This is a genomic window from Paenalkalicoccus suaedae (assembly GCF_006965545.2).
Taxonomy (GTDB): domain Bacteria; phylum Bacillota; class Bacilli; order Bacillales; family Salisediminibacteriaceae; genus Paenalkalicoccus; species Paenalkalicoccus suaedae.
This window is the reverse complement of record NZ_CP041372.2, coordinates 2,898,894-2,915,282: the sequence shown is the minus strand read 5'-3', so window position 1 is coordinate 2,915,282 and position 16,389 is coordinate 2,898,894. Positions and strand designations below refer to the sequence as shown.

General features: G+C 44.7%; 15 protein-coding genes. 9 read left to right on the top strand and 6 right to left on the bottom strand.

Going from position 1 to position 16,389, the window contains the following annotated elements; translation table 11 throughout:
- Positions 1-394: 394 nt before the first annotated feature.
- Positions 395-2,161 (bottom strand): alpha-glycosidase, encoded by a 1,767-nt coding sequence (locus FLK61_RS15535; RefSeq protein ID WP_176010278.1) that lies wholly within the window; start codon positions 2,159-2,161, stop codon positions 395-397.
- Between the two features lie 178 nt (positions 2,162-2,339).
- Between FLK61_RS15535 and manA the strand changes: the two genes are divergently transcribed.
- Positions 2,340-3,284: a mannose-6-phosphate isomerase, class I gene (gene manA / locus FLK61_RS15530; protein ID WP_176010277.1), complete on the top strand. Its 945-nt coding sequence runs from the start codon at positions 2,340-2,342 to the stop codon at positions 3,282-3,284.
- Between the two features lie 22 nt (positions 3,285-3,306).
- On the opposite strand, the gene FLK61_RS15525 is transcribed toward manA, so the two are convergent.
- Both FLK61_RS15525 and FLK61_RS15520 read right to left on the bottom strand, forming a co-directional pair.
- Positions 3,307-3,573 (bottom strand): hypothetical protein, encoded by a 267-nt coding sequence (locus FLK61_RS15525; protein WP_176010276.1) that lies wholly within the window; start codon positions 3,571-3,573, stop codon positions 3,307-3,309.
- Positions 3,574-4,047, bottom strand: coding sequence for a single-stranded DNA-binding protein (locus tag FLK61_RS15520; protein ID WP_176010275.1), 474 nt, complete (start codon positions 4,045-4,047; stop codon positions 3,574-3,576).
- Positions 4,048-4,423: 376 nt separating this feature from the next.
- Here FLK61_RS15520 and FLK61_RS15515 point away from each other — a divergent pair, with 376 nt between their 5' ends.
- From FLK61_RS15515 to FLK61_RS15505, 3 genes are all read left to right on the top strand, one after another.
- Positions 4,424-4,621 (top strand): cold-shock protein, encoded by a 198-nt coding sequence (locus FLK61_RS15515; protein ID WP_176010274.1) that lies wholly within the window; start codon positions 4,424-4,426, stop codon positions 4,619-4,621.
- A 188-nt stretch (positions 4,622-4,809) separates the two neighbouring features.
- Complete coding sequence (gene hpf / locus FLK61_RS15510; protein ID WP_176010273.1) at positions 4,810-5,364, top strand: ribosome hibernation-promoting factor, HPF/YfiA family; 555 nt, start codon at positions 4,810-4,812, stop codon at positions 5,362-5,364.
- An 88-nt stretch (positions 5,365-5,452) separates the two neighbouring features.
- Positions 5,453-5,593, top strand: coding sequence for a hypothetical protein (locus FLK61_RS15505; RefSeq protein WP_176010272.1), 141 nt, complete (start codon positions 5,453-5,455; stop codon positions 5,591-5,593).
- Between the two features lie 135 nt (positions 5,594-5,728).
- Here FLK61_RS15505 and FLK61_RS15500 read toward each other — a convergent pair whose 3' ends face one another.
- Positions 5,729-5,917, bottom strand: coding sequence for a hypothetical protein (locus tag FLK61_RS15500; protein WP_176010271.1), 189 nt, complete (start codon positions 5,915-5,917; stop codon positions 5,729-5,731).
- Between the two features lie 305 nt (positions 5,918-6,222).
- Here FLK61_RS15500 and FLK61_RS15495 point away from each other — a divergent pair, with 305 nt between their 5' ends.
- Positions 6,223-6,747: a hypothetical protein gene (locus FLK61_RS15495; protein WP_176010270.1), complete on the top strand. Its 525-nt coding sequence runs from the start codon at positions 6,223-6,225 to the stop codon at positions 6,745-6,747.
- A 72-nt stretch (positions 6,748-6,819) separates the two neighbouring features.
- On the opposite strand, the gene ptsG is transcribed toward FLK61_RS15495, so the two are convergent.
- Positions 6,820-8,844 carry a glucose-specific PTS transporter subunit IIBC gene (ptsG, locus tag FLK61_RS15490; protein WP_176010269.1) on the bottom strand — a complete coding sequence of 675 codons (2,025 nt, stop codon included), beginning with the start codon at positions 8,842-8,844 and terminating at the stop codon, positions 6,820-6,822.
- A gap of 183 nt (positions 8,845-9,027) precedes the next feature.
- A complete protein-coding gene (gene glcT, locus FLK61_RS15485; RefSeq protein WP_176011268.1) occupies positions 9,028-9,873 on the bottom strand; it encodes a glucose PTS transporter transcription antiterminator GlcT in 846 nt (281 codons plus the stop codon).
- Between the two features lie 650 nt (positions 9,874-10,523).
- On the opposite strand from glcT, the gene FLK61_RS15480 reads away from it, so the two are divergent.
- The 4 genes from FLK61_RS15480 to prfB all read left to right on the top strand — a co-directional run bounded on the left by FLK61_RS15480 (position 10,524) and on the right by prfB (position 15,567).
- Positions 10,524-10,709: a hypothetical protein gene (locus tag FLK61_RS15480; RefSeq protein WP_176010268.1), complete on the top strand. Its 186-nt coding sequence runs from the start codon at positions 10,524-10,526 to the stop codon at positions 10,707-10,709.
- A gap of 162 nt (positions 10,710-10,871) precedes the next feature.
- Positions 10,872-11,204, top strand: coding sequence for a hypothetical protein (locus tag FLK61_RS15475; protein WP_176010267.1), 333 nt, complete (start codon positions 10,872-10,874; stop codon positions 11,202-11,204).
- 631 nt (positions 11,205-11,835) lie between these two features.
- Positions 11,836-14,364, top strand: coding sequence for a preprotein translocase subunit SecA (gene secA, locus FLK61_RS15470; RefSeq protein WP_176010266.1), 2,529 nt, complete (start codon positions 11,836-11,838; stop codon positions 14,362-14,364).
- A gap of 101 nt (positions 14,365-14,465) precedes the next feature.
- Positions 14,466-15,567 (top strand): peptide chain release factor 2 gene (gene prfB, locus FLK61_RS15465; protein WP_176010265.1). Its coding sequence is split into 2 segments (ribosomal slippage): positions 14,466-14,537 and positions 14,539-15,567, totalling 1,101 coding nucleotides; the frame shifts between segments, so codons are not numbered across the junction.
- Positions 15,568-16,389 lie beyond the last annotated feature (822 nt).

The window sequence follows — 16,389 nt, the reverse complement described above, 5'->3', positions numbered from 1 at the left end:
AGTTAAGAAGACCAAAATAACCGACAATCCCTTTGAGGAATTGTCGGTTGTTTGATGTTAAGCAATATAACGAAGTTAATGTTTTACAAGTGAACTACTATAATAAAGCTTTTACATTTGCCCTTTCTACAAAAAGAACAAAGGCGGCAGACTCGAAGAACGTCCGGAGACAATTCGTGGGAAGTCGAGGTGCTTGAGACCCCACAGGAAGGCGTTTAGAGGAAGACGACAGTCGACCTCTGCCAACGAGGAGGCTCAAGCGCCGAGCCCACGAATGTCGTAGGGCGTTCGTAGAGCTGAAGCCTCTTACCTCATTATATAAAGCTCGAAGAGCTGAACTAAACTAGTTAGCACTTAGCAATCAAAAGGCTCGAAGAGCCTAAGAAAGGTAAACTTACTCAGCCTTCAACACCACAGCTTCTAATCCCTCAACCTCAACCACCAGCGTCCCACGCGACGCCTTATACGACTTACCAGTAAGCATATCAACAAAGCTTCCTTCAGCTGGTAGCTTCACCTTCGTCTTCTTCTCGTCACTATTCATGACAACAACGAAGTGATTCGCGTCATCTTCACGCTCAAACGCCACGTACTTCGCGTCCTTTTCTGCCTTCAAGAACGTAAAGCTTCCGTCGCGTAGCGCGCGGTAGTCCTTGCGTAGCTGAATCAGCTTCTTATAGAACGCAAACATGTCCTTGTCCTGACGGTCCTTTTCCCAGACCATCGGCTTGCGGCAGTCTGGATCTCCACCACCGTCCATACCGATCTCATCGCCATAATAAATACACGGCGCGCCTAAATACGTGAGCTGGAACAGCGCTGCAAGCTTCATGCGCTTTTTGTTTCCTTCCGCAAGCGTCAATAGACGTGGTGTGTCGTGCGAGTCTAATAGATTAAATGTCGCCTCATTCGCCTGGAGCGGATATGCGATTAAGAGTTGCTCTAAGCGACCCATAAAGGACTCAGCGTCAATTTCATCCTTGACGAAAAAGTCGAGAATACTATTTGTAACAGGATAGTTCATCACTGCATCAAACTGGTCACCTTGTAGCCATGCTAACGAATTGTGCCAGATTTCGCCTAAAATATACGCTTCCGGATTAGCAGTTTTTACTGTATCACGGAACTCTCTCCAAAAACGGTGGTCGACTTCGTTTGCCACATCAAGGCGCCAGCCGTCCACGCCAATGTCCTCGACCCAGTAGCGCGCTACTTCTAACAGATACGCCTTTACTTCTGGATTTTCGGTATTAAGCTTAGGCATTTGCGGGACAAAGCCAAACGTATCGTAATTGAGTGGGCTCTCACTAATCGGCAAGCCGCGCAGGTGGAACCAGTCCGTAAAGCGAGAATCCTCGCCGCGCTTTAACACGTCCTGAAACGGCGGCCAGTAGTAGCCGGAGTGATTAAACACTGCATCTAGCATAATCTTAATGCCACGCTTATGCGCTTCGTCGACAAGGCGCTTCGCCGTCTCGTTATCGCCAAACTGCGGATCAACCTTTAAATAGTCAATTGTGTCGTATTTGTGGTTGGAGTACGCCTCGAAAAAAGGCGTGAAATAAATACACGTGATCCCGAGATCCACTAAGTAATCGAGGTTATCAATCACCCCTTGCAGATCGCCACCGAAGAAATTATCGCGCGTTGGCACTGCATCCGCGTGCCATTCTTCGGCTCCTTCAGGCGTAAGCGACGGATCTCCGTTCGCAAAACGCTCGGGGAAGATTTGATAAAACACCGCGTCCTTGACCCACGCAGGTGGCTTGTTGACGTCAACCGCATTTAAAAATGGGAATTCAAACATTCCAGACGGCGACCACAGCATACCAACACCTGACTGGCTGAGCTCGTCTTCTTGGAATCCTACCTCATTTAAAAACACCGTCTTCTTGCCTTTCTCAAACTTAAATGCATAGGCAAAGCGGCGGAATGGCGGCTTAATCTCCACTTGATAATAGTCAAATAGCTTATCGTGCGCGAGCACGGTCATTTCCGTCGTCGTAATTTTCTCTGGCTGAAAATCGTATTTATCTCCCCACACGACAGACACTTTATCCATGTCGCCACGCTTTGTGCGAACGCGAATGTGCAAGGTCTCCTCGTCGTATGCATACGCATACTGGGATTTAGGCTGGTGGTGAATAGCTTCTAGAAGCATATCTTCGTCCTCCTTAAAAAGTATGTACCCATTGAATAGGTAAGCGTAGTTTCGTACAATAGCGGTAAGCACGTAAAGAAAGAGAGCGCAACCGATTGCGCAAATGTACATACGCTTTTCCACTAAAAGTATAGCACGGACGTGTAAGCGTGTCCATGTGCCTAGAGAGGAGATACAGATGAACGATATTTTACTATTAGATCCAATATTTAAAGAAAAGGTTTGGGGAGGCGCTGCCCTCAAGGAGCAGTTTGGCTACGATATCCCGAGCGAGAAGACAGGCGAAAGCTGGGGGATCTCCGGTCATAAGCACGGCTCAAACGTTGTCTCAAACGGGATGCATAAAGGCAAAACGATCCGCGAGCTCTGGGAGCAGGCACCCGCTCTCTTTAATAGAAAGAACGAGTCCGAATTTCCGCTACTCGTCAAGATGATCGACGCGCGCGACGACCTGTCCGTGCAGGTGCATCCAGACGATGCGTATGCAACCGAGCACGAGGGCTATGCGTTTGGGAAGACGGAGTGCTGGTACATTTTGGCGGCCGAGCCAGGAGCGGAGCTGATTTTAGGGCACCATGCAACTACACGTGAGGAGTTAGCAACAATGGTCGAAGCAGGGGAGTGGGACAAGCTCCTACGCCGCATCCCAGTTCAAGCAGGCGACTTCGTCTACGTACCAAGCGGCACCGTACACGCCATTGGGAAGGGAATCGTGCTACTAGAAGTCCAGCAAAGCTCCGACATCACGTACCGCTTTTATGACTACGATCGTCCAGATGACGACGGCAACATGCGCGAGCTCCACGTCGAGGATTCTATCGCATGTACGATGGTGCCACACGAGGACTTAACACCAGAGCGCCAAACGACAACAGATGGAGACGCCACCGTCACAACACTCATCGAAGCCGAATATTTTACGGTCACACGCTATGAGCTAGACGGCGAGATGATGCTAGGGGACTCCGACATGCATCTATTAACTGTGTTAGACGGCAATCCAACCGCCTACGCAGCAGAAGTAACCTACAAGCTCCCAGCAGGTCGCAACGCGATCTTACCAGCAGGGGTGCAAGTAAAGCTAGAAGGAAAAGCGACGTTTATTGTGGCAAGGGCTAAATAGGGAATAGAAAAACGCAGGGGGCCTAAGAGCCCACCTGCGTTTGTTGTTCATCTTGATATATTTTAACGAGCATTCGAACAAGTGCTTCATCTGAGTTTACGTGCTCCTTATATTGCCGTTCCGATACGTGTGACAGCTCTTGCACGCGGTGCTCAATCAACTGAAGGTTTGATAGTTGCTCATCTAATTGCTCGTGTATCGTATCCATATCGTTTTTCGTTATGAGCTGTGACTCTATCTTGGCTAAGCGATGCATGACGACTTTTAATAATTCGATATCTCTACCCATCTATTCAGCTGTGGCAATAGCCGATACATCGATTTTTTCACTTATAGGAGCTTGCTTTAATGGATCGGACATGACGTCTGATTCTACCACTTCACTCGCTGGTGGTTTGGGCTGCGTCTCCGGTGGAACAGGCGCAGAGATTGCGGGAACGCTTTCACGATTGAGCTTTAAAAAAGACACCGTCTCACCAATAATATCAGGGATCGTGTACTGTCTTTCTTGCCCAAGCTCTAGCTGTCTCATTTGAATGCGACCTGTTACAGAAACCATAGAACCCTTTGTACAATACGTAGCTACTCGTTCCGCTAATTTATTCCAAGACACAATGTGGATAAAGTCAGTATCGTATTGTCCTTTTGTGTTTTTAAATGGTCGACGGACCGCTAAAGCATAGCGAGTAAAATGAGTGCCGTCCTTTGTTTTCATCAAATCTGGTGTACGTACAATTCTTCCTACAAATGCAAATTGGTTCATGTCGCTAGTCTCCTTCGAATAGTAGTTGGATGATTAATAGATCAATTGTCACGAATATAGCGAAACTGCGAATCTCCTTTCGTAGATTTTAAAGCAAGGAGAAAATTAATGACTAGTATTGAGTTAATAAATTCCATAAGATCCTCCTGTCATCTATAGTAAACGATTGAATATGTGCAATTCATGTATCTAAAGACCTAAAATGTCAAATTACCATCAAATTTAGAGTGTTTTTCCCATATTTTCTTAAAGTGAGGGAATGTATGAATATTGTTGGAATAATCAGAATAATAATTGACGCGCTTTATGTCGTATTGGTATAGTAGGTGTGTGGAGGCAATCCCACGTTATCTTGAAGCGAAGGGTGCTGGCGCAAATGAAGGGTAAAGTGAAATGGTTTAACGCAGAAAAGGGCTATGGCTTTATCAGTCAGGATGGTGGGGAGGATGTATTTGTCCATTACTCAGCCATTGATCAAGACGGCTACAAATCGCTTGAGGAGGGGCAGGAGGTAGAGTTTGACGTCGAGGAAGGTGCACGAGGTCCTCAGGCTACTAATGTAAAGAAATCGTAAGGTGAATACGTAAGGCCCAGATCCGTCTCCATAAGTAGAAGACGGCTTTTTTCTACCCTGATAGCTCGGCTACCTGTAAAAGGTTCTGCAGTTTTTGTAAAAAAAGCGTAAAGAATATTTATGTTTTAGCAGGATTGTGAAGGGTACAAGTAGAATATGTTCGTATAACCGAAAGGAGTTGTTTGCACATGAATTTCAACATTCGCGGCGAAAACCTAGAGATTACTCCAGCACTGAAGGATTACGTAGAGAAAAAGGTAGGTAAGTTAGAAAGATACTTTGACACTACGCCTTCGTCAGACGTTCACGTGAAAATGAGTGTCGTGAATACAGATCAAAAGGTAGAAATCACAATTCCAATGCCTAAGCTCCTGCTTCGTGCGGAAGAAAAGAATCCAGATATGTATGCAGCAGTAGACCTTGTGATTGAAAAGCTTGAGCGTCAAATCCGCAAGCACAAAACAAAGGTCAACCGAAAATTCCGTACCGATGACAGCTTAAAGTATATGTTCAAAAACGAACTAGAGCCACTAGCTGAGGAAGAGATTCCACTAGAGGAAGATGATCTGGAAGTTGTGCGCACAAAGCGGTTTGATTTAAAACCAATGGATACAGAAGAAGCGATTCTCCAAATGGACATGCTCGGCCATAGCTTTTTCGTATTCTCCAATTCCATTAACGGTGACACGAATGTTGTCTACCGACGCCGAGACGGCCGCTACGGTCTCATCGAGCCAGAGTAAGACTATACATTGAATATGATTTATACTCCCCGTACTCCTAGTGAGGGCGGGGAGTTTTTGGGTTAAGGGAGAGTGGGAGCGGGTGGTTATGACAGAGTGGGGAGCTGTTATGACAATGTGGCGTGAGGTTATGACAATGTGGGGAGCGGTTATGACAAAATGGCGAGAGGTTATGACAGAATGGGGTGGGGTTATCACAAAACTCGGTGTAGCTATGTCCAAATGCTAGGGATGATGGCAACGTTAAGGCTATTTATGATGAAACACAGATCATTGTAAGGCGCAGAATATTAGTAACACGGTGAATTTACAATCTTCGATAAATGAACTTCTTTTTATTACTTGAATTAATAATTTATATGCTTCACTCATTTTTTCTATTCGCTAAAATACGTCTCATCTTTTCATTATCCTGCTTTAACGATGCGACTTCCTTACGAAGCTTCTCCACTTGCCCCACAATAATTCCCGCGAATACACCTAACAATAGCCCGAACCCTCCAAGTAAAAGGAATCCTGGCAAAGCGAATATAAAAATATAAAATAAAATCATTTGTGCTTCACCTCCAGCGGAGTATTTTACATGAATACCAACTATGAGAGCAATAGAATGTAGTAATGTCACTTTAAAACTATCATTCGATCAGTTGAAAAAAGACTATTAAAGGTTTTACAACATGGCTCTTATTCACCTAAGCACTTTAAGGCAGAGTGGAAAATGCTAACTAAAACAGTTAATAAAATGAAACGAAATCTACTGCTTCAACGACTAATACATAAACGTTTAACAGAACGTATAATATGAATCCAGTAACGATCTTTATTACCAAGTGATTTTCTAAAAAGGATGGTGAGCAATTGAATAGACTTTTAATCATAGTCGGTACATTACTACTTGTCATTGTAGCAGGGTGCTCGGACAGTAGTGATGCGGAAGAAGGAGCAAACCGAGTCGATAATAACCAGATGAACGAAACAATTACGAATGAAACAGACGTTGAAGAAGAATCTGAACCGATCATCACGGTCAGTAAACTCAGTGAAGACGAACAATTTGAACTGATTGTTAAAATTGATACGGAAAGATCAAAAGTTTATAAATCAGTTAAGTATTTGGGGGACAACGATGTTGAGATCGTTTCTGCATTACCTAGAGTAGATGTTAGGGACAATAATACAAACTATGTATTTTTGCTTAAAAGGGTTGCTACTAATTTACAACCGATGGAAATGATCACAGAAGAATCATCATTGAGTGATCTCACGGGCAAAAATAAGATTAATGTTTTAGCCAAGTTCAGCATCGGTGATCATGGCGAAGACTACGAAATCGAAATAAACGATATCGAAGTAGACCTTAAAGGTGACGATAAAAACTCCTAAATCCATCCACAACCCACAAAAAAACCCCCAGCCGCATGATGCAGCCGGGGGGTTCACTTCAATTAATAAACCCTATTTAATTCTCACATTCCCCGTATCGCCAGTTTTCACTTGCCCTGGATCGAGGTCGACGGATTGACCGTCGGATAGATTCGTGAAGATAATTGGCGTGATCGATGCCTTCGCCTCGGCGCGAATCTTGTCGAGATCAAACTCGAGTAGCTTGTCGCCGATTTGTACGTTATCGCCTTGCTCAACGAACGCCGTGAAGCCTTCACCGTTCATCTTCACCGTGTCGATCCCGACGTGGATCAGAATCTCCGTGCCGTCCGCGGCCTCGAGGCCGATCGCGTGCTTCGTGTGGAAGACCTGCACGATCTTTCCATCGATTGGCGAAACCACGATACCCTCCGACGGTTCGATTGCAAAGCCATCACCCATCATCTTTTGTGCAAACATATCATCTGGTACGTCAGACAGTGGCTTCAATTCTCCTGTGATTGGCATAGAAAGAGTGACACTGCTTTCGACTGGACCAGTTGATTCTTCGATCTCTTCTTCAGGCATTGGAGTTTTCCCGTCAATAATGTCCTGAATCTGTCCTTTAATTGTTTCAGAACGCGGACCAAAGATTGCTTGCATGTTGTTATTGATTTGCATGACACCAGATGCACCAAGCTTCTTCAAACGATCCTTATCAACCTTAGCTGGATCATTTACTGAGATACGTAGACGCGTAATACATGCATCTAGGTAAGATAAATTTTCTTTTCCTCCAAACGCTTTAAGCACCTCATAAGGTAGCTCGTTGTTGCCACCAGTTGCCTTGCTTGATGAGCCTTTGTCGCTATCTGCATCCGCAGCTTCACGACCTGGCGTCATGAGATTGAACTTTTTGATCGCAAAGCGGAAACCGAAGTAGTAGATAACCGCAAACACAAGACCGACTGGAATCACCAGCCACCAGTCCGTACGACCTGGCAGGATTCCGTATAGGAAGAAGTCAATTGCTCCACCTGAGAATGTTTGCCCAATCTGAACGCCTAGTAAGTGCATCGTCATAAAGGATAGACCTGCAAATAGTGCGTGAATCGCAAATAGTACTGGTGCTACAAATAGGAAGCTGAATTCGATTGGTTCTGTAATCCCTGTTAAGAAGGACGTTAGTGCTGCAGAACCCATGATACCAGCGACTAGCTTTTTATTTTCTGGACGAGCGCAGTGGTAGATCGCTAGAGCTGCGGCTGGTAGACCAAACATCATGAATGGGAATTTACCCGTCATGTACGCGCCGGCAGTAAGCTCTGCACCGTCACGAATTTGCTGGAAGAAGATTTGCTGATCCCCGCGCACGACATCGCCAGCGGCACTCGTGTACGAGCCAAATTCGAACCAGAATGGTGAATAGAAAATATGGTGTAAACCGAATGGGATCAACGAACGCTCAATGACACCGAATACGAATGTCGATAGCGTACGGTTTGATTCCGTCATAAAGATAGAGAACGTATTTAACCCGTTCTGTGCGTACGGCCAAAGCCAAAACATTAATACCCCTAAGAATAACGCAGAACCTGCTGTTACGATTGGAACGAATCGCTTACCAGCGAAGAATCCTAGGTAAGAGGGTAGTTCAATCTTATAAAACTTATTGTACATAAACGCCCCGAGAAGACCGGCTATAATACCGCCAAATACCCCGGTTTGCAAGGTCGGTATCCCGAGCACACTTGCATATTCTGGACTGCCGTCCAACATACTTGCGTCTACTTGCGCGAGTACGCTCATGACCACGTTCATAATTAAGTAACCAATGATTGCGGCAAGACCGGCAACCCCGTCACCACCAGCTAAACCAATGGCTACACCAACGGCAAAGAGTAGTGGTAAGTTCGCAAACACGATATCCCCAGCTTCTTGCATAAGCTGAGCAAGTGTTGCAAAGAAGGCAGAGTCTAGAAAGCCAAGGCGTGCGATCATATCTGGATTTTGCATCGCATCACCAAACGCGAGTAAAATACCCGCAGCAGGTAGTAGTGCTACCGGAAGCATTAAGGAGCGACCGACTTTTTGCAACGTACCAAATGCATTATTCATGGTAAAACCTCCTAAAAAAGTATGGGTGTAAAGCGTATGAAAGCATGCAGACAACAAAAAAGGCATGAGGGAAAAAGAAGGTCGCTTCAAAAACGTTCTGAGGATACACGTATCTCAAAGATCGTTTACTGAAGGTTGACCGCCCTTTTCTCTCATGCCTGCATAACCAGTAACACGGAAAAGTTAGTTCATCCGCTGTTTAGTTGTATAAATTCGCTGAATGTGAAGCGTTAAATAAACGGCTTCTGCATCAGGGACGCGCTTTTGTAAGCGCTTTTGCATCACTTTCATGAGCTTCCATGACAAAGTGTAGCACAGGGGATATTCTTTTTGCAACACATTTAATAATGTATCCTGACTTTCGGCATACGTCTCTGTTGCCACTCGCTCAATCGCATGGTGCAAATGCCGCACGAGTCGCAAATAATTCATATCATCCCGCTCAATCTCCATCTCCAAATTCGTTTCGATCAGACCGACAAGCTCACTCACAAGCTGCGTGTGACGGTTGATCTCCGACAAGTCCCGATTCGTTAGCGCGCTATGAATATGTAGCGTGATAAACCCGATCTCTCCCTCCGGAATCCGCACATCAAACTGCTTATGAATTCGCTCCGCAAGCTCCGTTGCCGCCCGATATTCTTTAGGATACGCCAATTCCGTTTCTTTGAGAAAAGGATTTTTAATGCCATGACCTTGCTGAATTCGTTTCATTGCGAAATGAAGGTGGTCTGTCAGTCCAACGTGAATATGCTCATTTAAGGAGGACTGAAACTGCTCCTCAATCCGTTCAAGCGAATCGTTCATAAACGAGATAAAGTCCTCATCCACGAACTCCAGTAACGTTTTATACTGCTCCTGCTCCTCTGCGTTCCGCAGGACAAAAAACTTTTCGGCGCTCTCTTTAGCAATAGGTTCACCTGCTTTTTTACCAAAGCCAATGCCTTTGCCAATCAGTACGACTTCCTCGTACTCTTTGTGAGCGGCGATGACCACGTTATTATTAAGTACCTTTTTTACGGTAACGATGATCCTCCCTCCCTTCAGAAGTCCTGCGACTAGTTTAACCCGAAGCGGGGTCTGTGACAATATGTAGGTTTTTAGTACCTAAGGCTAATCAAGTGCTAACTTGTGTAGTGCAGCTCTTTGAGCTTTAAGTTGATGAAGTGCCAACTAGTATAGTGCAGCTCTTCGAGCTTTAATTGCTTAAGGGCTAACTAGTTACGTTCAGTCTCTGGAGTTTTATAAAAGCAGAGGAGGAGTCAGCTCTGCGGGCACTCTACGATATTAGTAGGGTCTTTGCCTGAGCTTACTCGTCGGCAGGGCGCGGCTATCGCCTTGCCCTAATCGCCTCCTGCGTGATCTCAGTCAAAGCCTATTCCTACTAATTATCTCCGAATGCCCTCCGAGTCTGCCTCCTATTGAGCTTCTTGATGGATAGGGTAGATCAAGAACAAATACTTAGTTAAGGTCAAAACCAAAACCAACAAATTTAGTTTAATTGCTTAAAACGTAAGTTAAGAAGAGAGCTCCACTTATTTGAACTAAACCGACAGTAAGTGTCATTATAATAAAAGGTAATTTAATTCCAAAAAGAGCAACATATGTTACACTTAGATTATCAGAATTTAGAAAATAATAGAGGTATTATGGCGTTATTTGGGTATAGGAGGGGCGCAATGAAGAGTCAATTATTGAGTAATCCTATGGTAGCAGCTTATGCAGGTCTTACAGTTGGGATTTTGGGGAGCCTTGGTGACAGGTTATTAGTTAGTGTCGTGTATAGCTTAATCTTGGGTGGTCTGTTTTTTGTAGCCACATATTTCATAGAAAAGGTAATAGTTAAGCATAAAAAGTCAGGGTGATAACCTTGGCTTTTTGTAGTGATAGAATCAATTTGGAGAGTGTTATAAAGTTGCTATCCACAACTTACTGGGCCTTTAATAGAACAACGGAAATAATCGAAAAAAGCATTAGCAATCAGTTATCCACTAGACTGTATAACTGAAATGAAAGGATTAACAGAAATGAAAATATTAATTTCAGTAGCGCTAATTATTATATCATTTTGTATAACGCATCGAGTTGGAGAAAATGCAGTGAGGCTATTGAGAGAAAAAAATATAAACAAGGAGGTTAGTTGGTTTGCCTATGCTTTTTCATTTTTTATACTCTTTTTGATACTAGAAGCAAGTGATCGCTATATTGACTTACATATTACCTTTTTCAAGCAAGTAGTTGGATTAGTGACTTGCTTGATGATTTCGTATTTAAGCTTATTACTTATTCTCAAAAAGTTAAATCATAAATGGTATCGAAGAATGGTTAAAGAATTAGAAAATCATGATAAAAATATTTAACGTATAACGAGTAATTAAAAGTTGACCAATAAGATTATCTTTTTATCTTTAAGAAATCTAAATGAATTGAATCAAGGTTTGTCATCTCTATAAGCATCAAGTTTAATTTATTTAAAGCCAATTTCAATAAGTCTTATGTTTTCAAGTTGTTCTTTCTCAGCTATAAAGAAGCACAAAGGCGGCAGACTCGGAGAACGTCCGAAGACAATTCGTGGGAAGTCGAGGTGCTTGAGACCCCGCAGGAAGGCGCCTAGAGGGAGACGACAGTCGACCTCTGCCGACGAGGAGGCTCAAGCGCCGAGCCCTCGAATGTCGCAGGACGTTCGCAGAGCTGACGCCGCCACCTCCTAATCTCAGATCCGTTAACAAAGTTTTCTCATGAACGAAACAAAAAAGTAGCTCTTCATCAATAAAGCTCGAAGAGCTGCCTTTGATTTTGAACTAGAACTTGAACTTGTATTTGATTTTGAACTAGAAACTAAACGGAACTTAGAATATGGCACATCCTCAAACTCCAACGGTCTATCTTGTAAGCAATTGGTCAAACTGATAAAATGGAAGGTAGCGTCTTACAGGAAGACATCATTTCGTGTGAACGGACTGAAATTAAGAAATAAGGGAGCAATGTCCAATGTTAGGAATGTTAAAAAAGGTCATTGGAGATTCAGATGCACGCCATCTGAAGAAAATGGATAAATTAGTGGACGAGATCGAAGCGTTAGCGGATGACATGAAGCAGCTAAGTGACGATCAGTTAAAAGCGAAAACGGATGAGTTTAAACAGCGTTATCAGGACGGAGAATCTCTTGATGACTTATTGCCAGAGGCATTTGCCGTCGTACGTGAAGCATCAACACGTGTGCTTGGAATGACACATTTCCGCGTACAGATCATCGGTGGTATTGTCTTACACCGCGGCGATATTTCGGAAATGAAGACAGGGGAAGGTAAAACACTTGTTGCAACCCTACCTGTTTATTTAAACGCGTTAACTGGGAAAGGCGTTCACGTCGTTACAGTGAACGAATATCTTGCTCGTCGTGACTCGGAAGAAATGGGCAAGCTATATAACTTCCTCGGTATGACAGTTGGCTTAAACGTCGCTGGTATGTCGAAGGATCAAAAGCGTGAAGCGTATCATGCTGACATTACGTACGGAACGAATAACGAATTCGGCTTTGACTACTTGCGTGACAACATGGTGACGTATAAGAGCCAAATGGCGCAGCGTGACCTGCATTATGCAATCGTCGATGAAGTTGACTCCATTTTAATTGATGAGGCGCGTACACCGCTTATCATTTCTGGAGCATCACAGCGTCAATCTGAGCTTTATTCAACGGCGAATAACTTCGTTAAACTGCTTAAAGAGGACGTCGATTTTACGTATGACGAAAAGACGAAGACGGTTAACATTACTGAAGATGGCGTGAGCAAAGCAGAGCGCATCTTTAACATCGACAACCTTTTCGACTCGGAGCATGTGCAATTAAATCACCATATTAATCAGGCGTTAAAGGCGCATAAAGTCATGATCCGCGATGAAGACTATGTCGTAGATGAAGGCGATGTTGCGATCATTGACCAGTTTACCGGTCGTTTAATGAAGGGACGTCGTTACAGCGATGGTCTTCACCAGGCTATTGAAGCGAAAGAAGGTCTGGAGATTAAAAAGGAAAGTATGACGCTTGCGTCGATTACGTTCCAGAACTACTTCCGTATGTATGCAAAGCTTGCCGGGATGACTGGTACAGCGAAGACAGAGGAAGAGGAATTCCGTAACATTTACAACATGAACGTATATTCTGTGCCGACAAACGCGCCGATTATGCGTGAGGATCGCCCTGACTTAGTGTATAAGTCCATGAAGGGTAAGTACGAAGCGATTGTTGATAAAATCGAAGAGCTGTATAAGAGTGAGCAGCCTGTACTTGTTGGTACGGTAAACGTAGATACGTCGGAGCTTATCGCAGCTCTCCTTAAAAAGCGTCGTGTGCCACACAACGTCTTAAACGCGAAGAACCACGCGCGTGAGGCAGAGATCATTCAAAATGCGGGACAGAAAAAAGCTGTTACGATTGCGACAAACATGGCCGGTCGTGGTACGGATATCAAGCTTGGCGAAGGTGTCAAAGAGCTTGGTGGACTATTTGTACTCGGTACCGAGCGCCACGAATCACGTCGTATCGACAATCAGCTCCGTGGACGTTCTGGTCGTCAAGGTGACCCAGGTACTTCCCTATTTTTCCTCTCGCTAGAAGACACATTAATGCGTCGTTTTGGCTCAGAAAATATGAGTAAAATGATGGAGCGATTAGGGATGGAAGAGGATCAGCCAATCGAGAGTAAGATTATCACGAAGGCTGTAGAGCAATCTCAGAAGCGAGTCGAAGGTAATAACTTTGATGCGCGTAAGCAACTCTTGCAGTATGACGATGTTATGCGTGAGCAACGTGACGTTATTTACGAGCAGCGTAACGAAGTACTTGACTCAGAGAATCTGCGTCCAGTCGTAGAGCGTATGCTCGAGTCTACAGTAGAGCGTCTTATTGCGGCGTATACGCCAGCGGACGAGGTGCCTGAGGACTGGAATTTACAAGGCTTAGTGGATGCCGTTAACAATACGGTATTAGCAGAGTCGAAGATTGAGTTATCAGATGTAAATGGACAAGAGCCTGAGGAAATGCAGGAGCTTATCATCGATAAGATGAAAGAAGACTATGATGCTCGTGAAGCACTTATCTCGTCTGAGCAAATGCGTGAGTTTGAGCGCGTGATCCTATTACGTACAGTGGACCAGCGCTGGATGAGCCACATTGACCAAATGGAGCAACTACGCCAAGGTATTCACTTACGTGCATATGCACAAAATGATCCACTTCGTGAGTACAAGTTCGAAGGCTTCGAAATGTTTGAGTCGATGATTGCCACGATCGAAGAAGAAGTTTCCCGCTATATGATGAAGGCGCAAGTACAGTCTAACTTACAGCGCCAACAGGTTGCAGAAGGTAAAGCAATCCACCGAAGTGCGCAGGATGCACAGCGTCAGCCTGAGCAAAAGCGCCAGCCGGTTGTAAAAGGTGAGACAGTAGGCCGCAATGATCCATGTCCGTGTGGATCAGGTAAAAAATATAAAAATTGCCACGGTACACAGGAATAACCGAGGTATACACAAGGCTGGCCGAGAGTGGAGTGATTCCCTCAAGGACAGCCTCTTGTGTGAGCAACTCTATTTTATTTTCATAAAAAGGATGATGAAGCATGGAAATGGCAGAAATTAGACAAGAGCTCGAAAAAATCTCTACGTTGTTAGATGAGTTTAGGGGGTCTCTTTGACTTAGAGGAAAAGGAGACACGCATCGCCGAGCTAGAGGATCGCATGGCGGATCCGTCATTTTGGAACGACCAAGAGAATGCGCAAAAAGTGATTAATGAGAATAATGGGCTGAAGGCAGTCGTCGATACGTATCGCAGTTTAGAAACAAGGCATGCGGATTTAGATGTATCCTATGAGCTTGTGAAAGAAGAGGCCGATGATGATCTGTTAGAGGAGCTTGTAAGTGGCTTAAAGGGCGTACGTGAAGAGCTCGATAAGTTTGAGCTTCAGCTACTGTTAAGTGGTCCGTATGATCCGAATAATGCTATTTTAGAATTGCATCCAGGCGCGGGCGGAACTGAGTCGCAGGACTGGGCGTCGATGCTGCTACGTATGTATACGCGCTTTGCTGAGCAGCGTGGCTTTAAGGTAGAGACACTTGATTATCTACCAGGTGACGAGGCTGGCGTAAAGAGTGTGACGTTAAAGCTATCCGGGCATAATGCTTACGGCTATATGAAGGCAGAAAAAGGAGTACACCGTCTCGTACGTATTTCGCCGTTTGACTCGTCAGGTCGCCGTCATACGTCTTTCGTATCCTGTGATGTCATGCCGGAGCTTGACGAAAATATTGAGATCACGGTTTCTACAGAGGATTTACGAATTGATACGTACCGCGCAAGTGGAGCGGGCGGACAGCACATTAACACGACCGACTCGGCTGTTCGTATCACACACGTACCAACGAATACAGTGGTAAGCTGTCAGGCCGAGCGCTCGCAGATTAAAAACCGCGAGCAGGCGATGAAGATGCTGAAGGCGAAGCTTTTCCAGCAGGAGATGGATCGTCAGCGCGAGGAAGCAGAAGAAATTCGTGGCGAGCAGTCGGATATTAGCTGGGGTAGCCAAATCCGTTCGTACGTGTTCCATCCATATAATATGGTAAAGGATCATCGTACGAATGTGGAAACTGGGAACACGCAGGCAGTGATGGACGGGGATTTGAATCCGTTTGTGGATGCGTTCTTGCGTTCGCAGGTTAATTAAATAGAGGTTTTTGGGGCGTCGTGGTGTTTGTAGCTACGGCGTTTTTTGTGTTTTTTGGAGGTTGAGTTTAAGATCAAGTTCAAGCTCAAGGTCAAGTGCGGTCACCTCCGGTGTCCCTGCGCGCCAGTTGCAACTAACGGTGGTGGCTTGGCGGGCTTTTCTAGCGGCCAAACAAATGGCCGCTAGAAAGGATTTTCGCTGCGCGAAAGGGCTACCACTGTTAGTACGCAACTGTCGCTACGGGACACCTGCGGTTATGGTAGTAAACTTGACCAACTTCCTTTATTGGTAGAGAGTTTTTTAAGATCAAGGTCAAGTTCAAGGTCAAGTTCACGGTAAAGATCAAGTGCGCTCACCTGCGGTTACGGTAACAATGTAAACTACCTTCTTTCTATTTTGATAGGGAGGTGATTTAGTGAACGGTACTTCTAGTGAGAATTGGTGCTGTAGATAGATTTAGAGGGTTGTACAAAATAGCGGAGGTTTGGTGACAAATTAATCGATAGTGGTGACAAAATGAAAAGGGTTTGTGCAAAAAATAGAGGGTGTTGTGCAAATTTCACAGATAAGTGGAACTTATTAACGGAGATTTTGAATGAAAGGGAAAGAGTGAATGAAGTGCCAGCAGGCGCAAAGAGGGCAGAAGGAGGAACAAACAAGGGGGCAGGACGCGCAAAGGAAAGCGAGACGAGCGAACGAAAGTCGAAGAAGCACAAACAAACGCCTTTCCTACACACGTTTACGTAGTAAAGCGTTACTTGAATCGTGTTTACACTCCTTTCGTCCAGTGCTATACTATCGAAGGATTTTATCATATTTTTA

Bases quoted from the DNA above. Each gene is read 5' to 3' on its own strand.
- FLK61_RS15535 (WP_176010278.1), bottom strand. From the start codon at position 2,161: ATGCTTCTAGAAGCTATTCACCACCAGCCTAAATCCCAGTATGCGTAT.
- manA (WP_176010277.1), top strand. From the start codon at position 2,340: ATGAACGATATTTTACTATTAGATCCAATATTTAAAGAAAAGGTTTGG.
- FLK61_RS15525 (WP_176010276.1), bottom strand. From the start codon at position 3,573: ATGGGTAGAGATATCGAATTATTAAAAGTCGTCATGCATCGCTTAGCC.
- FLK61_RS15520 (WP_176010275.1), bottom strand. From the start codon at position 4,047: ATGAACCAATTTGCATTTGTAGGAAGAATTGTACGTACACCAGATTTG.
- FLK61_RS15515 (WP_176010274.1), top strand. From the start codon at position 4,424: ATGAAGGGTAAAGTGAAATGGTTTAACGCAGAAAAGGGCTATGGCTTT.
- hpf (WP_176010273.1), top strand. From the start codon at position 4,810: ATGAATTTCAACATTCGCGGCGAAAACCTAGAGATTACTCCAGCACTG.
- FLK61_RS15505 (WP_176010272.1), top strand. From the start codon at position 5,453: ATGACAGAGTGGGGAGCTGTTATGACAATGTGGCGTGAGGTTATGACA.
- FLK61_RS15500 (WP_176010271.1), bottom strand. From the start codon at position 5,917: ATGATTTTATTTTATATTTTTATATTCGCTTTGCCAGGATTCCTTTTA.
- ptsG (WP_176010269.1), bottom strand. From the start codon at position 8,844: ATGAATAATGCATTTGGTACGTTGCAAAAAGTCGGTCGCTCCTTAATG.
- FLK61_RS15480 (WP_176010268.1), top strand. From the start codon at position 10,524: ATGAAGAGTCAATTATTGAGTAATCCTATGGTAGCAGCTTATGCAGGT.
- FLK61_RS15475 (WP_176010267.1), top strand. From the start codon at position 10,872: ATGAAAATATTAATTTCAGTAGCGCTAATTATTATATCATTTTGTATA.
- secA (WP_176010266.1), top strand. From the start codon at position 11,836: ATGTTAGGAATGTTAAAAAAGGTCATTGGAGATTCAGATGCACGCCAT.